Origin of the sequence: Psychromonas sp. MME1, assembly GCF_041080865.1 — a bacterium.
Classification (GTDB): Bacteria; Pseudomonadota; Gammaproteobacteria; order Enterobacterales; family Psychromonadaceae; genus Psychromonas.
Map to the genome: position 1 here is coordinate 959780 of NZ_CP160906.1, position 25576 is coordinate 985355.

A 25576-nucleotide genomic window follows, 5' to 3' on the forward strand; every position below is an offset into this window, starting at 1 on the left:
CCACTTTCATTTTAATCAACTATAAAAGAGTCTTAATAGATGGGAAGAGCATATCAAAACCGCAAAGAATCGATGGCGAAAACAGCGGGCGCTAAAACTAAAGTATACTCAAAGTATGGCAAAGAGATTTATGTTTGTGCTAAAAATGGCGGTATAGATCCCGATGGAAACCTCTCCTTACGTCGTTTAATTGATGCCGCTAAAAAAGATCAAGTACCAACTCATGTCGTTGAACGTGCTATTGAAAAAGCAAAAGGTGGCGGTGGTGAAGACTATGAACGTGCAACTTATGAAGGTTTTGGGCCGGGTGGTTGTAGTGTTATTGTTGACTGTTTAACGGATAATAATAAACGTACATGGACCGATGTACGTAACTGTTTTGTTAAGACAGGTGCGAAAATAGGCTCTCAAGGTACGGTTGCGCATATGTTTGAGCATCAAGCTGTTTTTAGTTTTAAAGGTATAGATGAAGAAACTGTACTAGATGAGTTACTGATGGCTGATGTTGATGTCACTGATGTTGAGAATGAAAAGGGGCAAATCACCGTGTTTTGTCCCCATACAGAATATTATAAGGTCAAAACAGCACTGCATGAGAACCATCCAGACCTTGAGTTTGATGTGGAAGAGATAACCTTTGTTCCACAAACGGACACCGACATCACCGAAGAGCATATTGAGAAATTTGAAAAATTTATGGATATGCTAGAAGATTGTGATGATGTACAGAATGTTTATCACAATGCCGTCTTACCCGATTAAATACTAAGCTAGAAGGCCATTGTGCGCATAAAAAACCACGTTAATTGACGTGGTTTTTTATGCCTGAAATTCACTGTTCTAATTTATACCGTTGCGCATAATATTGCGATCAGGGCTTGTTGAGGAAAAATGATGGCGAGAAAGGCGCTTGATTGAGTAATAGCAGGCTATTACGATTGAATGCAACGCAGCTACTGATTTAAAGCAACAAGATATATCAGATAGTTATGCGGATTAGTCTTGTTTTACGTCTATTTAAGGTAAGGTTCTACGGATAATTTGTAACTTTTTACGGATATTTTAGAAGGCCCATAATCTCGTTGAGAGCGAAAATTATCTCTGCCAATGGATACGATTACATCATTATGTAATTTTTTTTGAATGATGACTTTAGCCTCTTCAAAATATTGTTGTAGCTCCCTATTTTTACTTTCTAGTTCGATTATTAGTGATGATATAACTTCTTTTACAGATGCTTTGGTGAGCTGTAAACGGCTATCTAATTCCTGTTTTTTTTCTGAATTAGGTAGAATGTCAATTTTACGTTGCGCTGAAATTAAACTTTCTAGTTTACTTTGCTCTTCATCTATACATTGTTTTATTAATTGCCTATCATTGATTATTTTCGGATAAATGCCGACCAAATCTATAATCGTTTTACTGCCTGCTGTCGCCCCCAAGGTTACCGTGTTAATACTTTTTTGACAGCGTAAAATGCCACCCAAAATTGTTCCTTTTAGTCCCGATTCATCAATGACATTAATATCACCTTGGCTATCAACATGGCAGTGTAATAACTGTTTTTTAATAAAGACACTTTCACCTGCTTTTATTTGAGAGTATTGGCTAAAATTCGCAATTACGGACCCTTTGGCGGTGATTTGGCAAGAATAATTATCACAATTTTCCTCCTGTTTACGGCCTATGATCCCCTTGGAAACGATCAGGTCTCCACCACAATTTATTTCAGCTGATTCAACGTAACCCGATACGGTAATATCTCCGCTAGAGCTTACTTTCATACCTTCACAAACATTACCCTTGATGATGATACTGCCATCATAATTAACATGACCATAGCCCACATTGACATTATCAATTAATAACACATCATCAACCTGCATTCCGTTACCGAGTGCTTTTGGTATACCAACTAAGGTTGAGATTAATAGATTTTCATCAGAAGGGCTGATTTGAGTGTTAGCACCTGCAATTAATGCGAAATCTTTACCGGGGACATATTCAAGAATATCACCCATAACATTCATGCCTGGTGAACCTAAAATCATCGGGGTTTTACGCATTAAATGACTATCTGGCGCAACGGTAATTAATTCGCCTAAATCACGCATGTCAACACGACCATGTTCGTCTTCGATGGGTTTTAGTAGCCGCTCTTTAGGGGTGTCAACTAGACGAGTAAAACTAGCATTAACCCCATTAACGGCCTCTGAACCTTGAGCAATGGTTGCTTGCACAGCAGTTCCCGGAGGGGCGCTTTGTGATTTTTCGATCAGTAATTCGATGGTTTTATGGCGTATCCCATGCTGAATACCCAATTCATTAATGTGATCCTTCAAGTCGGATTTGGTAATCGCTTTTCCACCGTAAGCAGAGATGATCTCCGCCTTGGCAAACATGAGCATGGGATCAATAGTGATAGATAATTGTGCGTCAATACGTTCAGCAACAATAATCGACTTAGTATCAACAGAGTGGCCTGCTTTTAATTGTTTAACCACCGTTACGGCTTGGTTGATGGCAACTTGATCAAGTTTAAAATTGCAATATGGAGATGATAAAATTAATTGGGTGAGATGTTCTGCAGTGATTGCATCATTGCTAGACTGAATTAGAAATAGTAATTCCTTATTATCACTCGATAGTTTTAGTAAATTACTATTTGCTATTATATTTTCGCCCATAATGTATTGCTCATCTCTCTATTTTGTTTCTAGGTGATTTTTATAAATAATGTAGTTGAAAAATATTTGTAATATTATTGAATCGCAAATAATGTAATAAATGACTAAAAATAAAAAGTCTATTTGATCTTATTTTAATCATATAGTTAAGAACTTGAGTGACGGTCACATAATCGATTTTTTGTGCAATTTATTATGAACTACAGGATAATGTTGAACACCCTATTTTATTTTTTGCCCATTCAGGGCGTCGCTTAGCATATTGTTCATATTGCGGCTGCTCATCGTAAGGGCGTGTAAATATTTTTTGTAATTTATCTATTTCACTAAAGTCACCGAGTTCAGCTAATTCAATCGCCTGCTGGGTTATATAATTGCGCAACACATATTTAGGATTATATTTATTCATCGACATTGCCCGTTGAGAGTCTGTTAATCCATCTAATTCAATTCGCGCTATATAACGTGTTAGCCATTGTTGTAAAATGGGCACATAATGGCCATCAACTTTATGCGAGTCATAGAAACAAGGGGAAAATAGTTCAAGCCAGCTATTCATATCAGTGAGGTCGATTTGGGCTGAGAGTTTTGCCAAGTTACGATAGAAAATGGTCATGTCTGTTTCGATCAGTGATAGTAATGTTTCTAAATCCTTAAACAATTGCAAATCGTCCTCGCCTTGATAAGCGACAAGACCTAGCTTATTGGCCATCATTTGGCACCATTTACGTTGATAATTAACCTCGTAGTCATTGAGAATAGCTTGCAACGGTGCTGTTTCACCAATAAGGGGTAAAATAGCATTAGCTAAGCGGTAGAGATTCCACAAGCAAATAGCTGATTGCTGTCCAAAGCGATAGCGTTTTTGTTCAAAATCGCTGCTATTGGGCGTCCAATCTAAGTCAAAATTATCGATCCACCCATAGGGGCCGTAATCAATTGTTTCACCAATAATAGACATATTATCAGTATTCATAACCCCATGGACAAAACCGACGCGCATCCAGTGTATAATTAAATGACAGTGACGCTGGCAAATTTCTTTAAACCAAGCGATATAAACGTCTTTATCCGAGGCGTTGTCAGCCTGTAGTGTGGGGAAATCTGCTTTTATACTATATTCAACAAGCTGCTGTAACAGCGCATGATCGCCCCGTGCAGACGGTAACTCAAAATTACCAAATCGTAAAAAGGAAGGAGAAACTCGACATACAATAGCCCCCGACTCCATTGCAGAGTTGCCGTTATACATCATGTCTCTGAGGACTTTTTCACCCGTCAAGCATAAGCTAAGTGCGCGTGTCGTTGGGATGCCTAAATTAAAAAGCGCTTCTGAACATAAATATTCACGAATAGACGAACGAAGTACCGCGCAGCCATCACCGCGTCGAGAGTAAGGGGTTTTTCCTGCACCTTTTAATTGCAGCGTCTGATAACCTAATTTTTTAGTGACAAGTTCACCTAAATTAATCGCACGGCCATCCCCTAATTGTCCAGCCCATTGACCAAATTGATGGCCGCCATAGCAAAGCGCATAACCTTGCATTCCCGCTAATAGTTTATTGCCAGTCATTACTTGAGTAAATGCATCTTGATTGCTTAATAATTTGGTTAAGCCTAATTGTTCGACTAGTTGTTCATTATAAGCAATTAAAGAGGGAGCTTGGGTTTTCTTTGGGGTAACCAAGGAGTAGGCAGAAAACTCGACACTTCTACAGCCGTTTTCGATGATCGGGTCTGCAGGTAATTCTCTTATAAATTGATTATCGAAATTTGCTAATGGCATAATAAATATTCCAAATTGAGATAGTTAAATAGTATACTGTTTTGGTTGGTTATTTAGCAAGGCAATGAATAGGTAAATTAAATAATCTGAAAACTGTTTATTTTGGAGGAATGATGAAAAACAAATATATACCTGAGAAAGTTTGGCAAAATAATGCGCAAACTGGCGGAACTTGGGCAAGTATCAATCGCCCAATAGCAGGGGCTACGCATGATAAGGTACTTCCTATTGGATCGCACCCTTTACAGCTATATTCAATGGGAACGCCAAATGGTCAAAAGGTGACGATTCTACTGGAGGAGCTATTAGCGTTGGGAGTCGAAGAGGCTGAATATGATGCTCATTTAATTCAAATAGGGCAAGGAGATCAGTTCTCTTCCGGTTTTGTTACTGTCAATCCAAATTCAAAAATTCCAGCGTTAGTCGATTGCTCCACGGAGCCTGCAATCAATGTATTTGAGTCGGGCGCAATTTTGCTATATTTAGCAGAAAAACACGCGCTGTTTATTCCAAAAAATAGCGCCGAACGTGTGCAGGTTTTGAACTGGTTATTTTGGTTACAAGGTGCGGCACCATACCTAGGTGGCGGCTTTGGTCATTTTTATGCCTATGCCCCAGAAAAATTTGAATATCCCATCAATCGTTTTACCATGGAAATAAAACGCCAATTGGATCTTCTAGATAAGCAATTATCTACAAACACATTTATTGCAGGCAATGAATACAGCATAGCAGACATCGCTATTTGGCCATGGTATGGAAATTTGGTGCTGGGTAAATTGTACGATGCCGCTGAGTTTTTAGATGTCCAAAGTTATAGTAACTTACAGCGTTGGGCAAAGCAGATCGCATCGCGTACCGCAGTACAACGTGGCAGGATTGTTAATCGCACGTGGGGGGATGCTTGGGAAATGTTAGCTGAACGACATCAAGCATCTGAAATTACTGATATACTCAATTTAACCCCTAAAAAATAAATTGAGTATATAGAGGCTGTGTGCTTATTTTAGCATTCATTCATTATTTTATGTTGAGTTAAAATGATACGCTATAATAAAAATATGCGTGCAAGTAACAAGGAGATATCATGGATATGGCGGTAGTAGGCTCAGTGCTAACTGAGCAGAATAGAATTAATACACTTGAAAAAGTAAATATTAATTTATTAAAAACAACGAATAATCAAGCAGAACAACAGGCCGCTCAATTAATTGATTCTATTGCGCCTGTGAAGCCTGAAGGAAGTAAGGGGCACCATATAGATGTTTCGGTATAACCGCACATTATATTTGTAGATTTGTGTATTCGTTTTCCTGATAGGTTAGCAGCTTCTTCTTGTGGCAACACATAATTTGTTTTTCGCACGGAGAGGCTATTGCAAAATCGTCATAGTTCGGTTATTTTCGTTAAACTAATCAATTAATTAACAACACCTAATGTTTATGTGGCGTTATTTAAACCTTACAAAGTATTATAATTATAATTAAAATTAGGATTTAATTAATGTTGTTAACAACGTTACTAAGTACATTCTGTGTAACTTTAAGACAGATAGAGGGATTTTGCTGATGTCGCATCTTCATGCCTGTCATGAATGTGATCTTTTAATTGATATTGGATCGATATCAGAGGGGCAAGTTGCAGGTTGTCCCCGTTGTGGTTGTGAGGTTATTAGGCGGAAAATAGATGCGATTCGTCGAACCAAAGTGGTTGCTATTTCGGGATTAATTTTTTTTGTGCCAGCCATCTTTATGCCATTGATGGCAATGCACGCTGTTGGCCGTGCGAATTCGGCAAGTTTGCTTGAATGTGTAGAAATCTTATTGCAAACGGAATTATATTTCGTGGCATTGATTGTTGCGTTAACGAGTATTATTGCACCTCTTTTTAAGTTGACGTTAACATTATATATCAGCTGTTATTTTGATACCCCTGTAATGCAACATCCTTATTACCGTAAAGCGGTGTTAATTTATCATAAAATTGATTCATGGGAGATGCTCGAAGTGTTTATGATGGGGATTTTGGTTTCTATTATCAAATTACAGGCAATGGCGGTATTAACTTTTGGCATGGGGCTTGTGTGTTTTGTTGGTTTGTTATTGTGTGTGGTTGCGTTACGCGTGACTTTTGATATAGAGCAAATATGGGAAAGAATTCATGAGCATTGATAATGCTTCACTCCCGCGAGTTAATACGGCTAAAAATCATGGTTTGGCAGCTTGCCCCCATTGCCATTTTGTAAATAAATGGGATAAAGAAGAAGAATCACCAAAGTGTCACCGTTGTGATGGGGCGATTTATAGTCGCAAGCCAGATTCCTATAATCGTACTCTTGCCTATACTATTACTGCTACGATTGCATATATCCCTGCAAATCTCCTTCCGATTATGACCATCGTTTATTTTGGCAAAGGCGATCCTGATACTATCCTATCTGGTGTTGCACTACTCATTAAATTAGGTAGCTATCCGATTGCCGCGGTGATATTTTTGGCTAGTTTTATTCTCCCTCTTTCAAAATTGGTCGCGTTATATGTACTTGTCTATTCCCTAAAGAATAAATCCCGTTTTAGCAAAAAACGGCTGACTACTTTTTATCGATTTATTGAAATATTTGGCCGTTGGTCTTTACTCGATGTGTTTGTTGTTGCACTGCTAGTCACACTTGTTGAAATTGGCAGTGTTGTTGAAATTATTGCCGGAGGTGGTGCTACCGCTTTTGGTATTATGGTCGTGCTGTCTATACTTGCAGCCGAAAGTTTTGATCCCCGTTTAATTTGGGATGAGGAAGAGTAGAATGAGTCAGGAAATAAGTACCACCGAATCTGCGATCGTTAAAAAAAGCTCTAAAATGTCCGTTATCTGGATTTTACCCATATTGGCCGCGATTATTGGTATATGGATGATTGTCAATGCCGTGATGACAGCAGGCATCAACATACAGGTACAATTCGAAAGTGCCGATGGTATTGTCGTTGGTAAAACCGAAGTACGATATAAGGGGCTCGTGGTTGGCGTTGTAAAAAATGTTAACATCACTAAAGATATGGATAACGTCATCGCGCATATTGAAATGGATTATAGAGCCGATGTGTTATTGAAAGAGACAACGGCATTTTGGATTGTCCGTCCTGAAGTCAGTCTGTCTCAAATATCTGGGCTGGATACCGTTTTTTCAGGCAATTATATTGCAATGGCTGTTGGTGAAGGTGCGACTAAGCATGAATTTGTTGCTTTGGACAAAGCCGCTCCAATTTCCGAGGATGCGCCTGGTTTACACATTTCCGTCTATGCAACTAATTTAGGCTCCGTAGCAATCGGTAGCCAAGTTTTCTATAAAAAAATAGCCGTAGGTAAGGTTATTGATTATGAGCTAGAAGAAGATAATGATTGGGTCAAAATAAACCTGCTTATTGAAAAAAAATACAAAAAATTAGTTAAAGTTGACTCGCGTTTTTGGAATGCAAGTGGTATTGATATTAGTGGCAGTTTATCCGGTTTTCACCTCCGTACGGAGTCGCTAGGGTCGATTGTTGCCGGTGGCATTGCTTTTTATAACCCGAATAATGATGAATCGGCGTTAGCCGAAAATTCCCATACATTTAACTTATATGATACCTACGATGATGCAAAAGCATGGTTTGAAATAACATTACGCTTTGATAACTTTAGTGCCGTTACTGTTGGTAAAACTAAAGTCAGGTATGCTGAGCATGATTTAGGTTTTGTTAAGTCACTGGAATTTGATAAAAACAGTAAGGATACGGATGAATATAGATGGGTCGGAAAAGTTTTCCTTGATCCAGAAGTAGCTCCCTATATCACTGAATCAACTAAATTTTGGTTGGATAAGCCCATTATCAGCTTAGATAAAATGGATAGTTTCAACAAGATTCTAGAAGGTACTTATATCGCCATTGAACCAGGTATTATTGGTGATAAACCTAAATCTGATTTTACTATACTCGATACTCAACCCATTAATGATTACTCTAAACCCGGGTTGCATTTGCAACTACTAGCCAAAAATTTAAATTCAATAAATGCAGAACAGGGGGTTTATTATAAGCGAATGAAAGTAGGCAACATTGAGGGGTTTGAACTTGCTGAGGATAATGTCTCCTTTAATGTGCATGTTTATATCGAAGAAAAATACCAACATTTAGTTAATGAAAATAGTGTTTTCTTTGAAGACTCTGGTTTTGAACTTACTGGAAATTTGCAATCTTTTAGCCTCAAGTCGCGGCCCCTGCAAGCGCTGCTAGTTGGCGGAATATCTTTCCATGGAGATGTTAAAAATAAGTCACACAAACCACTTGAAAACGGAGCGATATTCCCACTTTATCATTCCAGAAAAGATGCTAGATATAGTGAAAAAGTATATCTGACAGTAAAGAATGCCAATAAAAATGAAATTAACGCGAACATAACACGACTAATGTATCAAGGTGAAGAAATTGGTATGGTATCTCACGTCAAAGTTACGAAGGATTTAAAATCGCGTATTGCCACAATTAAATATGATCCCAAATTTACCAAATTATTTGTCAAAAATAGTGCTGTTTGGATGGTTGAACCAAAAATATCAGCAGGTTCGTTAACCGGATTAGATGCATTAGTGAAAGGGGCTTACCTTGTTATTAAGCAAGGAGATGGTACCCCGACGAAAAACTTTTATTTAAGTGATAGCGCGCCAGCCTCACGTCCTGGTGATCCTGGCTTACAACTTATTATTAGTAGCGATGAAGCTGGCTCAATTACGGTTGGTACACCCGTTACATATTTGCAGCAACATATTGGTTATGTTGAAACGGTCAATTTCAATGGGTCAGGAAAAAATGTTGATATAACGCTGACCATAGATGATGAATATCGTCATTTTGTACGTGATGATGCCCGTTTCTATCAAGGAAGTGGTATCAATGTTGCTGGAAATATCACTGACTTGGATATTCGTACAGAAAGCTTAGCTTCAGTGATAAGAGGCGGGATTGCATTATTACCAAGCGAAAATAGTGAAGCCAAAGCAGCCTCTGAAATGCAAAAATTTAAATTGTTTGCAAGCCGATCTCAGGCGATTCTCAATGGTTATGATGTTCAACTTGAATTTGACACTGTTGTTGATTTGCAAGAAGGGGCACCCGTTAAATTTAATAATCATGTTGTTGGCAATGTTAATAATGTCGCTGTTAATAATAATCTCACTGGTACAAAGGTCAGTTTAAGTATCTCTAAAAAATTCCCCGCGTTATTTGCGAAAGATGCCAAATTTTGGCTCTCTTCTGCACAAATTGGCTTAACGAATATTGAAAATCCGCAGGCAATATTAACGGGTAATTTTATATCTGTTGTACCGGGGGAGTCTAAGAATTCAGCGCATATATTTAGTGGTTTATATAGTAAACCCATTGTTAAATCATTAACAACGGGTTTAAATATCGGCTTGCGTACTAATTCGTTAGGCTCTTTAAAAGTGGGCGATCCAATCTATTACAGACAAATTAAAGTCGGTAAAGTAATTGATTTTGATCTCACGAGGAATGCTAACGCTGTCATTATATATGCAAATATTGATAGTAAATATCAACATTTACTAAATGAAAATAGTCGCTTTTGGAATGCCAGTGGCATTGATGTTGATGCAGGTATTTTTTCTGGCATAAAAGTCAGAACAGAATCTTTAGAATCTATTTTATCGGGAGGACTCGCTTTTGCTTCGCCAGCAGAGGGCGCTCCGCTAGTCAATAACCGAGCTTTATTTGATATTTTTGATGAGCCAAAGAAAGAGTGGTTAGATTGGCAAATAAATAAATAGTGCTCTCTGATAATGTTGTTCTTATTGATTTATAGGAAAATTTATAAAAGCAACATTTTGACGAATTTTTTGTTAATGTCATTCAAAATGACTTTTAAATGACAAAAATAAAATTTTAATAGTTGGAAAATAATAAAAGCTCTGACATACTTGTAATGTATAGAAAAAAATATATATTGTATGTAAAAGATATATTTACATCCCGTACGATAACTAAAAGAGGTTTTACTATGAATAATAAATTAACTATCGCTGGAATTATCCTTGCAACTACAGTTTTAGGTGGTTGTGTGAGCAAAGCTGATTTAGATGCGAGTGTTGCACAAACAAATAAACAAATTAGTGAGCTATCTGCTAAAGTAGATGGTCTAGCTGCTGATCACGCTCGTATGGAAGCTGAAACTGAAGCGAATACAGCAATTGCTGAAGCTGCTGCAATGGAAGCTGAACGCGCAAATCTACGCGTAGATAGCATTGTTGAATCTTACAAAAAATAATTGTTAGATTATTAAATATTTAGTTTGATTATTGCACCGCTTGTAGATGTAATTTAAATTAAGCCATAAATATATAAAGCCTCTGAAAAATTGACTGATATATCAATTTCTCAGAGGCTTTTTTTATCTGTTATTATTCCCTAAATTATTATTCATCGACAAATATCACGGGTAACATATGAAGATTCTACATACTTCAGATTGGCATTTAGGGCAGAGTTTTTTAACCAAAAGTCGCAGAGAGGAGCACCAAGCATTTATCAATTGGTTGCTCATTCTTATTGAAAAAGAGTCTATTAATGCAGTTATTGTTGCTGGCGATATTTTCGATACAGGGACACCACCAAGCTATGCTAGAGAAATGTATAATCAATTTGTTGTGGCAATAAGTAAATTAAACTGCACTTTAATTGTACTTGCCGGTAACCATGACTCTGTCTCAACGTTGAATGAATCCAAGGATATCCTTGCTTGTCTTAACACCTATGTTATTACAACAGCTGGAGAGGATATCCATCGGCAATTATTTACACTGAAAAATAGCCAAGCTGAAATAGGTGCGATTCTCTGTGCAGTACCCTTTATCCGTCCTCGTGATCTGTTGACGAGTAGTGGTGGTGAAACGGGGCTACAAAAAAGAGAGGCGCTTGGGGAAGCCATTAAGGCTCATTATCACGCGCTTTATGCTGCCGCGGTTGATTTGCGTGATGCCAAGGGGCTAACGGTTCCGATTATTACCACCGGACACTTAACCGCGTTAGGAGTAAGTCAGTCTGAATCGGTTAGAGATATTTACATAGGTAGCTTAGATGGTTTTTCTGCCGATGCTTTTCCTCCTGCTGATTACATCGCTTTAGGGCATATTCATCGCCCGCAAAAAGTCGCGAAAAGTGAACATATTCGTTATAGCGGTTCACCGATTCCCTTAAGTTTTGATGAACTTAAATATAATAAACAAGTTGTTATTGTTGAATTTATTAGCGGCAAAAATATTTCAATCACACCCTTTGATATACCACTCTTTCAACCTATGGCAGTATTGAAAGGGGATTTAGATGCTATTAAAGTACAATTACAGAATGTTGCTAATGCGCTTAATGACCAGCCCACTTGGTTGTTTATAGAGGTCGAAGTGCAAGATCATTATTCCGATTTACAACAAAGAGTCTTGGCGATGGCCGATGAGTATCATGTTGAAGTCCTTAAAATAAAGCGCGCTAGAGGAAAAAATCAACCTGTTTTAACACAACAGATACAAGAGACTCTGGCTGAGTTAGATCCCTTTGATGTATTTAATAAACGCTTAGCCCTTGAAACTATTGAAGGGGATCAAGCTGAAGCGCAACTTGAACGAATTAAAAATGAATTTAAAGAGATAGTCACGGAAGTGGCGTATCAGGAGCCGAGCGAATGAAAATTTTAACTCTGCATTTTAAAAACCTTAATTCACTCAAGGGAGAATGGAAAATTGATTTTACCCAAGCGCCTTTTATCGATAATGGATTATTTGCCATTACCGGACCAACGGGAGCTGGAAAAACGACTATTCTCGATGCTATCTGTCTTGCGCTATACCACAGCACGCCGCGCCTTGGTGTTATCACCACTGCCAACAATGAAATAATGACCCGTGGTAGCGCTGAGTGTTCTGCTGAAGTAGAGTTTGAAGTTAAAGGTAAGGCCTATCGTGCGTTATGGAGCATGCGCCGCTCACGAGGCAAGGCAGATGGTAACTTACAGCAAGCCGATGTGGAGTTAGCGGAAGTTGCCAGTCAGCGTATTATTGCCAGCCAAATAAAAGCGAAAAGTGAGAAGGTTGAACAGATCACTGGGCTCGATTTTGCCCGTTTTAGAAAATCAATGATGTTGTCACAGGGCGAGTTTGCAGCCTTTTTGAATGCGAATGAAAAAGAACGGGCTGAGCTTTTAGAGGAGCTTACCGGCACGGAAATATACGGCCTCATCTCCGAAAAAGTACATCAACGTTTTATGGATGCCAAAATTAAACTTGGTGAGTTAGAGGCAAAAGCAAGTGGTGTACATTTGCTCAATGATGAACAAAAGCTTGCCTTGAACGATGAGTTACATCATCTCAATAATGAGCAAGTCCAGCTGAAGGTTGAGCTGGCACAATTAAGTGCGCATAATGTTTGGTGGACTGAACATGATAAAGCGCAGGCGAGTGCTAATAATGCCAAACGGGAGTCTGATCTTGCCCTTGCTCAAAAAGAGGCTGCACAGCAACAGTTGCTGCGTTTAGCGCATAGTGAGCCAGCCGAAAAGCTAAATATGCCATTTCAGCTTTGGCAGTCAGCCTTACAACAGGTAAATAAAACGCAAACAGCATTGTTAGCAAAACAAGAAAGTGAATGTTCCGCGAAAAAATCCCTCGATTTATCTATCACTACTGAGCAGTCATCGTTGCACACTTTAAATACCGCGAAGGCTCAGCAACAGTCGTTAGAAAAATTAATCAATGAACAAGTACTGCCGTTAGATAATGTAATAGTAACGCTGCAAGAGAAGCTTGATGAAAAAGAGAGTCAATTCAAAAAGTTGAGTACGTTACAAAAAACGACACTGGAAAAGCATGAGCAACTTGTTGGTCAACAAAAGAATCAGCAACAGAGCTTAGAAAATGTAACGCTGTATTTACACAACCAGCAGTCGGATCAGTCATTACAGCAATATCTTGGTCAATGGCAAATGCAAAGTGAGATGCTGCAAACTGAACAACAAAACATGACGGTATTGACTGCAAATGAGTATAGTGTGCAACATTCTCTTCTTGGCAAACAAGCAGAGCAACAGAACAACAATAATACATTACAAGCGGCGAATGATCACTTAGCAACCGTGCAACAAGCATTGCTTAAAATAGAGCAGGATTATCTGCTGGCTGAAAATGAGGGTAAACTTGAAGAGCTCGAAACAAGTAAAGAAAGAATGGACCGTGGTTATCGAGCACTTGTTCAATTAAGTCATGATAGTGGGCAATGGTTAGCTGTGCAGACTGAACAGCGCTTAAAGCAAGCAATGTACAGCGAACAGCAACAACAATTGGTTGAGCTAGATAAAATAGAGCAACAAAGTATCGATAAAATTGCGAAACAAAAACAGTTAATTCATGCATTGAAAACTCTCGCAAATCAAGAAGAGCAACTTGCTCAGTATCGTCTTCATTTACAAACAGGGGAGGCGTGTCCTTTATGTGGCGCCAAAGAGCACCCTAAAATTACAGGTGTCGCTATTGATATTCCGGAGGTGATCGATCAACTAAGTGATGCGGAAAAGGAGTTAGAGCACTGTTTAAAAATTATTACAGCAACAACGTCGAAGATTAGCTCAAGCAAACGTTATTTGCAGGAATTACAGCAGAGGTTGAACGCTATTTCAGAAGAGCAAAGCGAGCTTGAAAAAAGTTGGCAAGTTAACTGTCAGTTGTTATCAATAAATATGGTCATTAGTGAAACGGATCAATTTATGCTCTATCAACAACAACAGGATAAATTATCATCACAAATAAGCGACAAAATAGGCCAGTTAAAGTATCTCGAAAAAGCCTTAAAGAAGGCAACTTCGGATGTAGAACAAGCTGAACGCAATGTTGAAGTGATTAAAACAAAGATCGCATTGCTTGAACAGAATATAAGTAATGAGCAGGAAAAATTAGCCCAAATAAGTACAGAAAAAACGCATAAAATAGAACAAATAGACGCTAAAAAAGCGACCTTACTGGTGGAGATCTGCGAAAAAGGTTTTGTTGCTCCCCTATTTGATGAGTTAGCGCAGTGGTTGAGCGAAAAACAACGGGATGCAATGCGTTGGCAAGAATATAGCCAACAAAAACAGCATATCACGAGTCACCTATTGCAATTAGAGGCGCAAATCGAAAGTGCAGTAACGACTCTTGTTGAACAAACGCAGCAACTCTCTCTTCTGCAAAGGGATAAACTTGCCTTACACAAAAATTTGACTGAGCAGCAGCGTGAGCGACAACGTCTTTTTGCTGACAAAGTGGTTGCGAATGTTAGAGAGCAAGCATTGCAAGCGTTAGCAAATGCGGAATCTGCATACCAAATAGCTCAGCTGACGATGCAGAGCGTAAGAGAAAAGCTAAGCACTATCGGTGGTGAGATTTCCATTTTACAACACCGCCTGAAAGAGGAACAAAACAGCGTAAAAGTGCAAGAGCATACGTGGTTAGTACAATTACAGCAAAGTCCCTTTGCGACAGAAGGTGATTTTTGCAAGGCATTATTGTCAGCAGAAGAACGCAATGACCTTTTAGCACTTCAGCAAACACTCAATACGAAGATAGCGCAAACACAAGCGTTATGTGACAGTGCACAGCAGGGATTAGCAGCGCTGATGCAGCATGCATTAGTCGATGAATACCTGAAAACCCCACAAGCAGAAATTGTGGAAAAAAGTGGGCAGTTGCACGACCGTGCAGAGAATATCACAAAACGTGTTGGTGAAATTAACAATGAATTGACATCGGATAAAGCGCGTTGTGATGGTCAACAACTTTTATTTACTGAAATTGCAAATTTTAAGGTCCGCTACGATGATATTCACTATTTGCATACCTTAATTGGTTCTCAAAAAGGGGATAAATTCAGAAAATTTGCTCAGGGTTTAACCTTAGATAATCTCGTCTATTTAGCCAATAAACAGCTCGATAGAGTGCATGGACGTTATCAATTGCAGCGTAAGCAAAATGAAGGGTTGACGTTGGTTGTAGTCGATACGTGGCAAGGTGATATCGAGCGTGATACTAAAACACTTTCGGGTGGTGAAAGCTTTTTAGTTAGCCTTGCGCTTGCCTTAGCGTTATCAGATTTAGTGAGTCATAAAACCAGCATTGATTCACTGTTTCTCGATGAAGGTTTTGGCACCTTAGATAGCGAAACCTTAGATATTGCGTTAGATTCGCTAGATAACCTCAATGCTTCGGGCAAGATGATTGGCGTAATAAGCCATGTAGAAGCGATGAAGGATCGTATCCCAACACAGTTAATCGTGACCAAAAAAAGTGGCATGGGTATTAGTTTTCTTGAGGCTAAATTTTCGGTTAAGGCAAAGAACATTGCCAAACGCGGTTAATTCCTACGCTGTTTTCTGTAATTCTGCGGCGTTAATTGGAAAGTCTGTTTGAAGCATTTAGAAAAATAATTACTATCGGCAAAGCCGCTCTGTTCGGCAATATGTTGTACTGAATGTCGGTTTTCTTCTATTAGTAATTTACTTGCGAAATTAAGACGAATATCTTTTAAATACTGGTTTGGTGAGGTATTCAAAAATTGGCGAAATAACCTTTCTAATTGTCTTTTACTAACAAATGCTGCCCTGGCTATTGTTTCCGTATTAATATCGATAAGGGCAAAATTTTGTTCGATGAAGACTAAAGCTCGGCTTAATGCAAGGGTTGGTTGAGGTAGATCCTGTGATTGTTGTTGATAAATACGAGATAATGAGACGACTAATTGTTGTAATAAGCTGGTTAACATCACTTCAAAACCGGGCTGGGCTGATTGATATTCTTGCTTAATACTACTAAGCAGTGCTTGAGTTGCTGAAAGTTGCGGACCATTTAACGTTAATTTTGCTCGGTATTCAGTTTGCTGTCTGGCAATAGGTTCAACTTTAAACATCGCTTGATAGCCAGATAAAAGGCGCATGGAAGGCAATTCGAAGAAAGGCGTTTGATAATCAAACATTAAGTTAACAACTTTCAACTTATTCACATCATGAAAACCATGCTCAATATCACCGTTTATAACAAATACATCGCCCTTACTTAGCGGGTAGACATGTCTTTCGACCGAATGGTTTCCACTGCCACTAAGTACAAAAAAAAGCTCTGAAAAATCGTGTTGATGGGCGGCAAAGTCATGATTATGAAAGCCGTCAACATAGGCAAATTTGATCTGTTGATGTTGCTGGTGAGATTTTAGTTGATATATAATGCTCATGTCGCTATTTTCCTTTTTATTGTCGCTATTTTGGTAGAATAGCGTACCTAACAAGCATACTATTTACTAAGAGCATAACCAATATAATTTTGTCTTTGTGTTTATTTGCATAAGTTAATATCGGCTTTATGTTGATCTAATTTTTCAACACGTACCATAAATAGTGATGAGTGAGTTTTATATGAATATTAAACAAATCAGCCAAGCACAGCAAAATCTTGTGCCAGTTAGTCGTCAAGCTGCTGCCGAAGGTATTGTATTACTCAAGAATGAGGACGCGGTGTTACCGTTAAAAGCTACTGAAACAATCTCCTTATTTGGTCGCTGCCAAATCGATACTTACCGAAGCGGTACAGGCTCAGGTGGCGCGGTTAATGTACCCTATGCGATTAACGCCCTAGATGGTCTAAGAGCAAATGAAGGTATTGTGTTGAATGAGTCATTGGTGACGATTTATGAAAATTGGATTGCAGAACATCCCTTTGATAACGGCGGTGGTGGCTGGGCGGCTGAGCCTTGGTTTCAACAAGAAATGCCTCTTAGTGAAGATGTGATAGTGCAAGCTGCAGCTGTGTCCAGCAAAGCGGTTATATTTATTGGCCGTACAGCGGGTGAAGATCAAGATAATGCCGATAAAGCAGGCAGTTATTGTTTAACCGAACTAGAAATAGAGATGATCGCGAAAGTTAACCAGCACTTTGACAATGTGATTATCGTACTTAATGTCACCAATATTATGGATATGGCATGGCTTAACACTATTTCCGGCCATCAATCGATTAAAGCAGTACTTTATAGTTGGGCTGCGGGGATGGAAGGCGGTCATGCGTTGGCCGATATCCTTTCAGGTGATATATCACCAAGTGGTCGTTTAACAGATAGCATTGCTTATCAGCTAGCAGACTACCCATCATCAGCAAACTTTGGCCGTAAAGATTATAATTTGTATGCTGAAGATATTTATGTTGGCTATCGTTATTTTGAGACCTTTAATCCGCAAGCGGTACAGTATGAATTTGGTGCGGGGCTTTCTTATACTGAATTTAGCCGTGATCTTGTCGCTTATGCCGAGGAAGGTGAAGGCGTAAATCTCATCTTGCATTTTGATGTAAAAGTGCACAATGTTGGCATTGAATTCTCTGCTAAGGAAGTCGTACAGTTATATCTAGAAGCACCGCAAGGTGTACTTGGTAAAGCAGCTCGCGTGCTAGCTGGCTTTGCAAAAACGCAACAATTAAAACCAGGAGAGAGTGAAACATTGCGCATCTCAATTCCTGTTACTTCATTTGCCTCCTATGATGATAGTGGCATAACAGGGCAACCGAATAGTTATGTGTTAGAAGAAGGCTGTTATCAATTTTACCTAGGTGCAAGTGTTCGTCATGCTCAGCCTGTTGCTGCAACGTTTGCATTAGATCAGTTACTGGTTATCGAGAAATTAACCGAAGCGCTTGCGCCTATTCACCCCTTTGAACGCCTAAAACCTTTACAGAGAAACGAGTCAGGCGTGTATCAAGCTAGTTATGAGCCTGTACCATTACGCACTGTTTCTTTAGCGCAACGCATTCAAGCTAGTATGCCACAACCATTATCATTAACTGGTGATCAAGGCATTAAGTTAATAGATGTAAAACAGGGCAAAGCATCATTGCAGGATTTTGTTGCACAAATGACGCCAGAGCAATTAGCAACTATCGTACGAGGCGAGGGGATGTGTAGCCCTAAAGTCACGCCAGGTACCGCAGCTGCATTCGGTGGTGTATCTAATAGCCTATTTAATTTAGGGATTCCAGTCGTTGCCGCCGCAGATGGCCCCTCTGGAATTCGTATGGATAGTGGCCATAAAGCGACGCAGGTGCCAATTGGTACGCTACTTGGTTGTACTTGGAATAAACCGCTTAACGAACAGCTATTTTTCCTTGTTGGGCAAGAGTTACTTGCAAATCAGATAGATACCTTGTTAGGTCCGGGCATTAATATTCATCGTCATCCGCTTAATGGGCGAAACTTTGAATATTTTTCGGAAGATCCCTTGATGACGGGGGTGATGGCTGCCGCACAAACTCGCGGACTGAAAAAAGCGGGGGTTACTGGCACAATCAAACATTTTGCTGCGAATGACCAAGAAACGGCTCGCGTTGATGTTGATAGCATCATGTCACAACGAGCACTGCGTGAAATTCACGTAAAACCATTTGAAATGGCGGTGAAGGAAGGTGGTGCAACTACCATTATGACGGCTTATAACCCAATTAATGGTCATTGGAGTGCTTCAAATTATGATCTTAACACGACTATACTGCGCGAAGAGTGGGGGTATACTGGTATTGTTATGACCGATTGGTGGGCTAAAATGAATGATCCTATTCAAGCGGGTAAAGAGGATAAGAGCTATACATCATTCATGATTCGTGCACAAAATGACCTTTATATGGTGGTTGAAAATGATGGCGCAGAAATGAATGCGATGGGCGATGACACGCTAGCCGCGCTGCAGAATGGCACGCTGACATTGGGTGAAATACAGCGATGCGCTATGAATATCTGTCGCTTTATTCTCGATACTCCAGTGATGGATCGACCACTGAAAGCCTATGAACCCATTAAATCATTCGCTGCTATTGATAAAAGTGCTGCTGAGACCGTGCATCAGATTGACCTAGCAATTGAACTTAATACGAAAAGTAATTCAACCGTGATGATTGAAGTGGCAGAAGCTGGAGTGTATCAGTGTAGCAGTTTAATGAAATATGATGCTGAAGCGACTTCACAATCAGCTTGTAGCTTGAGTTTAAATGGGATTTTTAGCATGACATTACCCATTAATGGCACCCATGGTAAAATTATCACTGTAGAAGGGCTGCAAGTTAAACTTGATAAAGGTTTTTATAAGCTAGACATTGATTTCGTAAAATCAGGTTTACAGCTGGAAAAATTGATTTTTACTAAAGTGTAAAATTATTAGGCTATTATCCATTTACTCCTACGCTTAATTAGAGCATATAACAGTAGGAGTTCATGGTGTTTTTATATAGGTCTCCCCCTATAATAGGGCTGCCAATTAGAGGGAGATTTTTATGTTAAGGAGTCGTGGAGAGCTAAAAATTGTTATGGTCATTGATTAACTACTTGCACGCTCACAGAGTTTATAGCCAACATCTATTTGGGTATTATTATTTACTTCTTTATCTAACAAGCGCTCTAATAATCGCTGAGCCGCTTTTTTTGCCATTTTAGTATAGTCAATGTCGATACTCGTCAATGTAGGTACTGATTGACGACTAAGTAACGCTCCATCAAGGGTTGTTATGGCAATATTTTTAGGGACTTTAATGACTCGACGTTGGCATTCAAATAATACCCCCATAGCGATATCTTCATTACTACAAATAATAGCATCTAAATTACTCTGTTTTAATAATAACTCTGAGAGTCCTTGAGTACCTAATTGAATATTAGCAATATCGTTGGCGATTAAAAAATGGTCTGGGGATAGATAATTATTAAGCATTGCAGACTGCCAGCCTCGTAATTGCTTTTGTAAAAGATTGTGCTTGCTTTGACAACCAATAAATGCAATGTTTTTATAACCTTTATTAATTAGATATTGAGTCATATCTTTGCTTGCCTGATAGTGGTCAATGCCAATATTCAAGTCTGATGCAAATTTGTTGATTTCAGTAACTTCCATAATAGTTAGCTGAGCATTTTTTATCATTTTTGTTGACTGCTCACTGTAGTCACTGCCAAAAAGTACTACGGCAGAGGGGTTGCTTGCTAGTAGTGTTGACAGCAATTGCTCTTCCTGTACCGTGGAGTGATTACTGTAACCCAGTATTAACTGATGGCCTGCTTTATTTAATACCTCCTGGAAAGTCGGAATAAATTGAGAACACATTTTATCAACAAATGAGGGGAGAATAACTACGATTGAGTTACTTTTTCCAGATGCGAGTGCACCTGCCGCTTGATTCGGAATATAGCCCAATTCATCAATTACTTGCTGTATTTTATCTCTTAGTTTACTAGAAACTTGATCGGGCATTCTTAATGCTCTAGATACAGTCATTGTTCCTACGCCAGCCGACTTTGCTACATCAGCTAATGTGACACGTCCTGTACCGCGACGTTTACGGGGTACTTCCATAGATAATCCTGAATATAATTTTAAAACAGCAGAGTTATTCCAATTGTTATTAGAGAATATCATTATAACATTATTAAATCTTACTTTAGCGCCTGTTAATAAAAGTGATATCTAAATCACACATTTGATAGCGCTACCAGATAGCGCTATCAAATGTGACGCGCGTCACTAATTGGTATTTGAAATACGGGTAAAGTAGCACCACTAGAAAATGACGGCTTAACACTAGGGGAGTAAAACCATGCTTAAAACGTTGCTTACAGAGGATGTCATTAATATTTATGACAGTACAGAAAATTGGCAGGAAGCCGTTACATTAGGATGCCAACCATTAATTGATAATGGTGCGATTAATCCTAGTTATTTGGATGCTATTTTTCGGACTCATGAAGAAATTGGTCCCTACTATGTTGTTGGTCCTGGCATTGCGATGCCACATGCACGGCCTGAAGATGGTGTAAATAAACTATCCTTAAGTTTAACGATTATTAAAAATGGCGTTAAGTTCAATAATGAAGAAAATGACCCAGTAAAGTTGTTATTGACACTTGCTGCTACAGATAGTGAAAGCCATGTACTTGCTATTCAGCAACTTGTAGAGCTATTTATGAATGAAGAACATGTAGAAACTATTTGTAATGCAGATACTGTTGCTGAAATACGCAGCATAATTGAACAATATTAATTAATCCCATGCCAGAGATGGCGCATATTTATTAACACTGAATTAAATCAAAAAAGGTATAAATTATGAAAATTATCGTTGTATGTGGAAATGGTCTTGGTACAAGTTTAATGATGGAAATGAGCATTAAAAGTATTGTTAAAGATCTTGGCGTAAAAGCAGATGTTGACCATGTAGATCTTGGTTCAGCTAAAGGAACGGATTGTGATATTTTTGTTGGTACGAAAGATATTGCAGAACAACTTATCGCACAAAAAGTCGAAGGTAAAATTGTTTCTCTGGATAATATGATAGACAAAGTGGCAATGAAAGAACGCATGTCTGCAGCATTGCAAGAACTTGGCGCATTATAGGAGACCATTATGGAGTTTTTCAACTTTTTAATGAATGATGTGCTATCCGAGCCTGCTATATTAGTTGGCTTAATTGCACTAATCGGATTAATTGCACAGAAAAAACCTGTTACGGAATGTATTAAAGGTACCGTAAAAACGATAATGGGTTTTGTTATTTTAGGTGCGGGTGCTGGCCTTGTCGTTAGCTCATTGGGTGATTTTTCTGCAATATTCCAAGAAGCTTTCAACATTCATGGTGTGGTACCTAATAATGAAGCGATTGTCTCGATAGCGCAAGAAGCATTCGGTAAAGAGATGGCGATGATAATGTTGTTCGCCATGATTGTTAATATCTTAATTGCACGCTTCACGCCATGGAAATTTATTTTCTTAACCGGTCATCATACTTTATTCATGTCGATGATGGTTGCTGCTATCTTAGCGAGTGGCGGTATGTCAGGGGTTGCACTTATTGCAACGGGTTCAATTATTGTTGGATCATTAATGGTATTTTTCCCTGCCATTGCACATAAATATATGGCTCAAGTGACGGGCTCTGATGATGTGGCTATTGGTCATTTTTCAACCTGTTCCTATGTGTTAGCGGGTTTCATCGGCAGTAAATTTGGTAATAAAGCCCATTCAACCGAAGATATGGATGTACCTAAGAGTTTATTATTCTTACGTGATACACCCGTTGCTATCTCATTCACGATGTTTATTATCTTTATCATTACCTGCCTTTTTGCTGGTGGTGATTATGTGCGTGAAGTCAGTGGTGGCCAACATTGGTTCATGTTTTCTTTAATGCAATCAATTAGTTTTGCAGCTGGCGTCTGGGTTATTTTGCAAGGTGTGCGTATGGTTATCTCTGAAATTGTACCGGCGTTTAAAGGTATTTCAGATAAACTTGTACCCAATGCCATTCCTGCACTTGATTGCCCAGTGGTATTCCCATATGCACCCAATGCGGTTTTAGTTGGTTTCTTATCTAGCTTTGCGGCAGGGTTATTTGGTATGTTCCTGCTTTATCTAATGGGATTGACCATGATAATTCCAGGTGTTGTGCCTCACTTCTTTGTAGGTGCAGCGGCAGGGGTATTTGGTAATGCAACTGGTGGACGCCGTGGTGCCATTTTAGGTGGCTTTGCGCAAGGCTTATTAATTACCTTCTTACCTGTATTTTTATTGCCAGTATTGGGTGATTTAGGTTTTGCTAACACAACATTTAGTGATGCAGACTTTGGTGTCGTCGGTATTCTATTAGGCATAATAGTTAACTAAGCAATACTTATCAGCGTACATAGAGCAGACCATTCTTGAAAAAGAGCCGGTCTGCTTTCTTTATGTAAGCAAATTTCACAATATCCCTGTTCGGACTGATGTAAATGTAGCGAACTTGTATTACAGGATCTCGACATATTATCCTTAATTACTTTTATTGTTTTGTGTTCTTGATGCTCACGTGGATTTATAAAGCTACTGATATTACTCATCGACTGTGCTCGTTATGGCTATCCCTAATTTGTTAGTCTATTAACGCAACTAGCTAATCTTGTAGACATTTAGCTGGCGATAATCTCGGGTATCTAGCGTAGGCAATATCGGTTTCAGTAGATAGTTAAGTGGTTGATTTGGTGGGTTATTTTATAATTATCTGAAAGCTGATGCATGTGCAAAAAATGCCATTCTCGACGAATGGCATTAGTTTAGCAAGTGATTCAATTAAATGACAAAAAGATTCACTTTGTCGTTAATGACTTTACCGATACCGGATAATTTTTCACTGGTTTTTACTGTTTCATTGGCAGCCTGATTGGTCACTTCCGTTGCATCTGAAATATTAACGATGTTACGCGCAATTTCTTCAATCACATTAGTCTGCTCTTCAGATGCCGTTGCGATTTGAATATTCATTTCAGAAATGCGTGATATAGAACTTGAAATACGCACAAGAGATTCACCGGCTTCTCCTGCTTTTTGTACGCTAATATCACTCGTTTCTCTACTTTGTTTCATCGAATCAACGGCGCGTTTCGCCCCATTTTGTAAGCTGGTAATTTTATTGTTTATTTCTTCAGTGCTCTCTTGTGTTTTACCAGCAAGGCTGCGGACTTCATCTGCAACGACTGCAAAGCCTCGTCCTTGTTCACCAGCTCGAGCGGCTTCAATTGCCGCATTCAAAGCGAGAAGATTGGTCTGATCTGCAATACCTTTAATTACCCCTAAGACGGTACTGATATCTTTAACTTCGTGCTCCAACTCGCCAATCACTTGCTCTGCAGTTGCTAAATTAATGGCTAAACCTTGAATAGAAGAGATTGCTTCATCAACTATTTTATTGCTTAACTGTCCTTCATGATCTGCTTCTTGGGCAGCTTCCGCAGCACCCTGTGCATTGAGTGCTATCTCACTGGTTGCGGCTGACATTTCTGATACTGCTGTCGCTACCTGTTCTGTTTCGTGCTTTTGTTTTTCCATCTCTTGATGACTTTGAGTCGAAATATTATGCATTTGCTCTGAAATTGTAAGCATTTCATCGGAGTTGTTTTTAAAATCTGTCATCATGTGATGAATATTGGCAACAAAGGTATTAAAGTACTCCGCTAGTTTACCTATTTCATCGTTACTTGTGATCGCTAAGCGTTTGGTTAGGTCTCCATTTCCTTGGGCAATATCATGCATTGCAGTTTGTAATGTACGCAGCGGCTTGGTTAATTGAACCATCAGTAAACTTAATAATACAACAGCAATGATAACGGTGATTGGTGGGAGGTATAATGCTAAATTACGGATTTTATTTATCGATGAGAAAGCTTGTTCTTTGTTGATTTCAACGGCTAGATACCATTTAAGTGATGGTACGCCTTCAATGGGGAAAAAACCAACAAGCAGGGGGCCTGCATCGCTAGAAGCTTCCATTAATTCAGGTTGTATTGATATCTTATCTTTTGTATAAATATCATTAATGTTCTTTTGGATTAACCCTTTGTTTTGATGTACTAAAATAGTGCCGTCATCAGCAATGAGATAAACATGTCCCATGCCAGAAAAATCAACAAGATCTAAGGTTTGTCTGATAAAGTCTAGTGATAAATCACTGGCGGCAACACCAACAAAACGACCATTTCTGTTAATGGGAGCCATCGCTGAAAGTAATACATCACCACTGGTTGCATCGACATAAGGTTTAGTAAATGATGCCGAATTAAGTCGTTTAGCTTGTGTGTACCATGGGCGTATGCGCGGGTCATAATCTGCAGGCAGCGATATATTTTTATCCTCTAAGACCATAGTGCCGGATTCATTGGCAACGTAAACATGCACAAAATTTGCAGCTTTATTGATCAATGCGAGTTTAGATCTGTCCATTGTCGCACTGATTTCATCTGTTTCTTCTGCAACTGTTGATATAGCGAGTAATTTACCGTTTAGCCAATTAGAAATATTGCTTGAAGCGGTATGAGACGTTTCTGTAAGGTTAGCGTGCAAGTTAGTTTGAGTATGATTCATGACTGTAATATAGTTAATCGAGGCTAAAACGATTAATGCTAAGGCAATAATTGAACTGGCCGCTAATATTATCTTCCGTGAAAATCCTAAATTTTTCATGTTGTTCCTAGTGTTTTTATCAATCATTGAG

The 25576-nt window shown here is 38.9% G+C and carries 18 protein-coding genes; 13 read left to right on the forward strand and 5 right to left on the reverse strand.

What is annotated here, in order from left to right:
- Nucleotides 1-39: 39 nt before the first annotated feature.
- Entirely contained in the window at nt 40-762 is a 723-nt protein-coding gene (locus AB2N10_RS04535; RefSeq protein ID WP_369434387.1) for a YebC/PmpR family DNA-binding transcriptional regulator, read from the forward strand.
- 251 nt (nt 763-1013) lie between these two features.
- On the opposite strand, the gene AB2N10_RS04540 is transcribed toward AB2N10_RS04535, so the two are convergent.
- Together AB2N10_RS04540 and AB2N10_RS04545 are read right to left on the reverse strand one after the other, a co-directional pair.
- Nucleotides 1014-2687: a FapA family protein gene (locus AB2N10_RS04540; protein ID WP_354625646.1), complete on the reverse strand. Its 1674-nt coding sequence runs from the start codon at nt 2685-2687 to the stop codon at nt 1014-1016.
- A 193-nt stretch (nt 2688-2880) separates the two neighbouring features.
- On the reverse strand, nt 2881-4473 hold the full coding sequence (locus AB2N10_RS04545; RefSeq protein ID WP_354625647.1) for a protein adenylyltransferase SelO: 1593 nt from the start codon (nt 4471-4473) through the stop codon (nt 2881-2883).
- A 113-nt stretch (nt 4474-4586) separates the two neighbouring features.
- Between AB2N10_RS04545 and yghU the strand changes: the two genes are divergently transcribed.
- From yghU to AB2N10_RS04585, 8 genes are all read left to right on the forward strand, one after another.
- Entirely contained in the window at nt 4587-5450 is an 864-nt protein-coding gene (yghU, locus tag AB2N10_RS04550) for a glutathione-dependent disulfide-bond oxidoreductase (protein WP_369434388.1), read from the forward strand.
- Between the two features lie 110 nt (nt 5451-5560).
- Entirely contained in the window at nt 5561-5749 is a 189-nt protein-coding gene (locus AB2N10_RS04555) for a putative motility protein (RefSeq protein ID WP_354625648.1), read from the forward strand.
- 292 nt (nt 5750-6041) lie between these two features.
- Nucleotides 6042-6644 (forward strand): paraquat-inducible protein A, encoded by a 603-nt coding sequence (locus AB2N10_RS04560; protein WP_354625649.1) that lies wholly within the window; start codon nt 6042-6044, stop codon nt 6642-6644.
- Nucleotides 6634-7272, forward strand: coding sequence for a paraquat-inducible protein A (locus AB2N10_RS04565; RefSeq protein ID WP_354625650.1), 639 nt, complete (start codon nt 6634-6636; stop codon nt 7270-7272). Before AB2N10_RS04560 ends, AB2N10_RS04565 begins: the two co-directional genes overlap by 11 nt.
- Nucleotide 7273: 1 nt before the next feature.
- Complete coding sequence (locus AB2N10_RS04570; RefSeq protein WP_354625651.1) at nt 7274-10291, forward strand: MlaD family protein; 3018 nt, start codon at nt 7274-7276, stop codon at nt 10289-10291.
- Between the two features lie 230 nt (nt 10292-10521).
- A complete protein-coding gene (locus tag AB2N10_RS04575) occupies nt 10522-10788 on the forward strand; it encodes an Lpp/OprI family alanine-zipper lipoprotein (RefSeq protein WP_354625652.1) in 267 nt (88 codons plus the stop codon).
- 178 nt (nt 10789-10966) lie between these two features.
- Nucleotides 10967-12202: an exonuclease subunit SbcD gene (gene sbcD, locus AB2N10_RS04580; RefSeq protein WP_369434389.1), complete on the forward strand. Its 1236-nt coding sequence runs from the start codon at nt 10967-10969 to the stop codon at nt 12200-12202.
- A complete protein-coding gene (locus AB2N10_RS04585; RefSeq protein ID WP_369434390.1) occupies nt 12199-15897 on the forward strand; it encodes an AAA family ATPase in 3699 nt (1232 codons plus the stop codon). Before sbcD ends, AB2N10_RS04585 begins: the two co-directional genes overlap by 4 nt.
- Here the strand turns inward: AB2N10_RS04585 and AB2N10_RS04590 are convergent.
- Nucleotides 15894-16766 (reverse strand): helix-turn-helix domain-containing protein, encoded by an 873-nt coding sequence (locus AB2N10_RS04590; protein ID WP_369434391.1) that lies wholly within the window; start codon nt 16764-16766, stop codon nt 15894-15896. The two genes, AB2N10_RS04585 and AB2N10_RS04590, sit on opposite strands and share 4 nt — an antisense overlap.
- Before the next feature lie 181 nt (nt 16767-16947).
- Here AB2N10_RS04590 and AB2N10_RS04595 point away from each other — a divergent pair, with 181 nt between their 5' ends.
- Entirely contained in the window at nt 16948-19722 is a 2775-nt protein-coding gene (locus AB2N10_RS04595) for a glycoside hydrolase family 3 C-terminal domain-containing protein (protein WP_369434392.1), read from the forward strand.
- A gap of 165 nt (nt 19723-19887) precedes the next feature.
- Here the strand turns inward: AB2N10_RS04595 and AB2N10_RS04600 are convergent, their stop codons facing one another.
- On the reverse strand, nt 19888-20913 hold the full coding sequence (locus tag AB2N10_RS04600; RefSeq protein ID WP_354625658.1) for a LacI family DNA-binding transcriptional regulator: 1026 nt from the start codon (nt 20911-20913) through the stop codon (nt 19888-19890).
- A gap of 241 nt (nt 20914-21154) precedes the next feature.
- Here AB2N10_RS04600 and AB2N10_RS04605 point away from each other — a divergent pair, with 241 nt between their 5' ends.
- The 3 genes from AB2N10_RS04605 to AB2N10_RS04615 all read left to right on the forward strand — a co-directional run bounded on the left by AB2N10_RS04605 (nt 21155) and on the right by AB2N10_RS04615 (nt 23217).
- The gene (locus tag AB2N10_RS04605; RefSeq protein WP_354625659.1) at nt 21155-21598 is read left to right on the forward strand and encodes a PTS sugar transporter subunit IIA; all 444 of its coding nucleotides are present in this window, start codon (nt 21155-21157) and stop codon (nt 21596-21598) included.
- A 65-nt stretch (nt 21599-21663) separates the two neighbouring features.
- Nucleotides 21664-21951, forward strand: coding sequence for a PTS sugar transporter subunit IIB (locus AB2N10_RS04610; RefSeq protein WP_369434393.1), 288 nt, complete (start codon nt 21664-21666; stop codon nt 21949-21951).
- A gap of 9 nt (nt 21952-21960) precedes the next feature.
- The gene (locus tag AB2N10_RS04615) at nt 21961-23217 is read left to right on the forward strand and encodes a PTS ascorbate transporter subunit IIC (protein WP_354625661.1); all 1257 of its coding nucleotides are present in this window, start codon (nt 21961-21963) and stop codon (nt 23215-23217) included.
- Nucleotides 23218-23658: 441 nt separating this feature from the next.
- Here AB2N10_RS04615 and AB2N10_RS04620 read toward each other — a convergent pair whose 3' ends face one another.
- A complete protein-coding gene (locus AB2N10_RS04620) occupies nt 23659-25545 on the reverse strand; it encodes a methyl-accepting chemotaxis protein (RefSeq protein WP_369434394.1) in 1887 nt (628 codons plus the stop codon).
- Nucleotides 25546-25576: the final 31 nt, after the last annotated feature.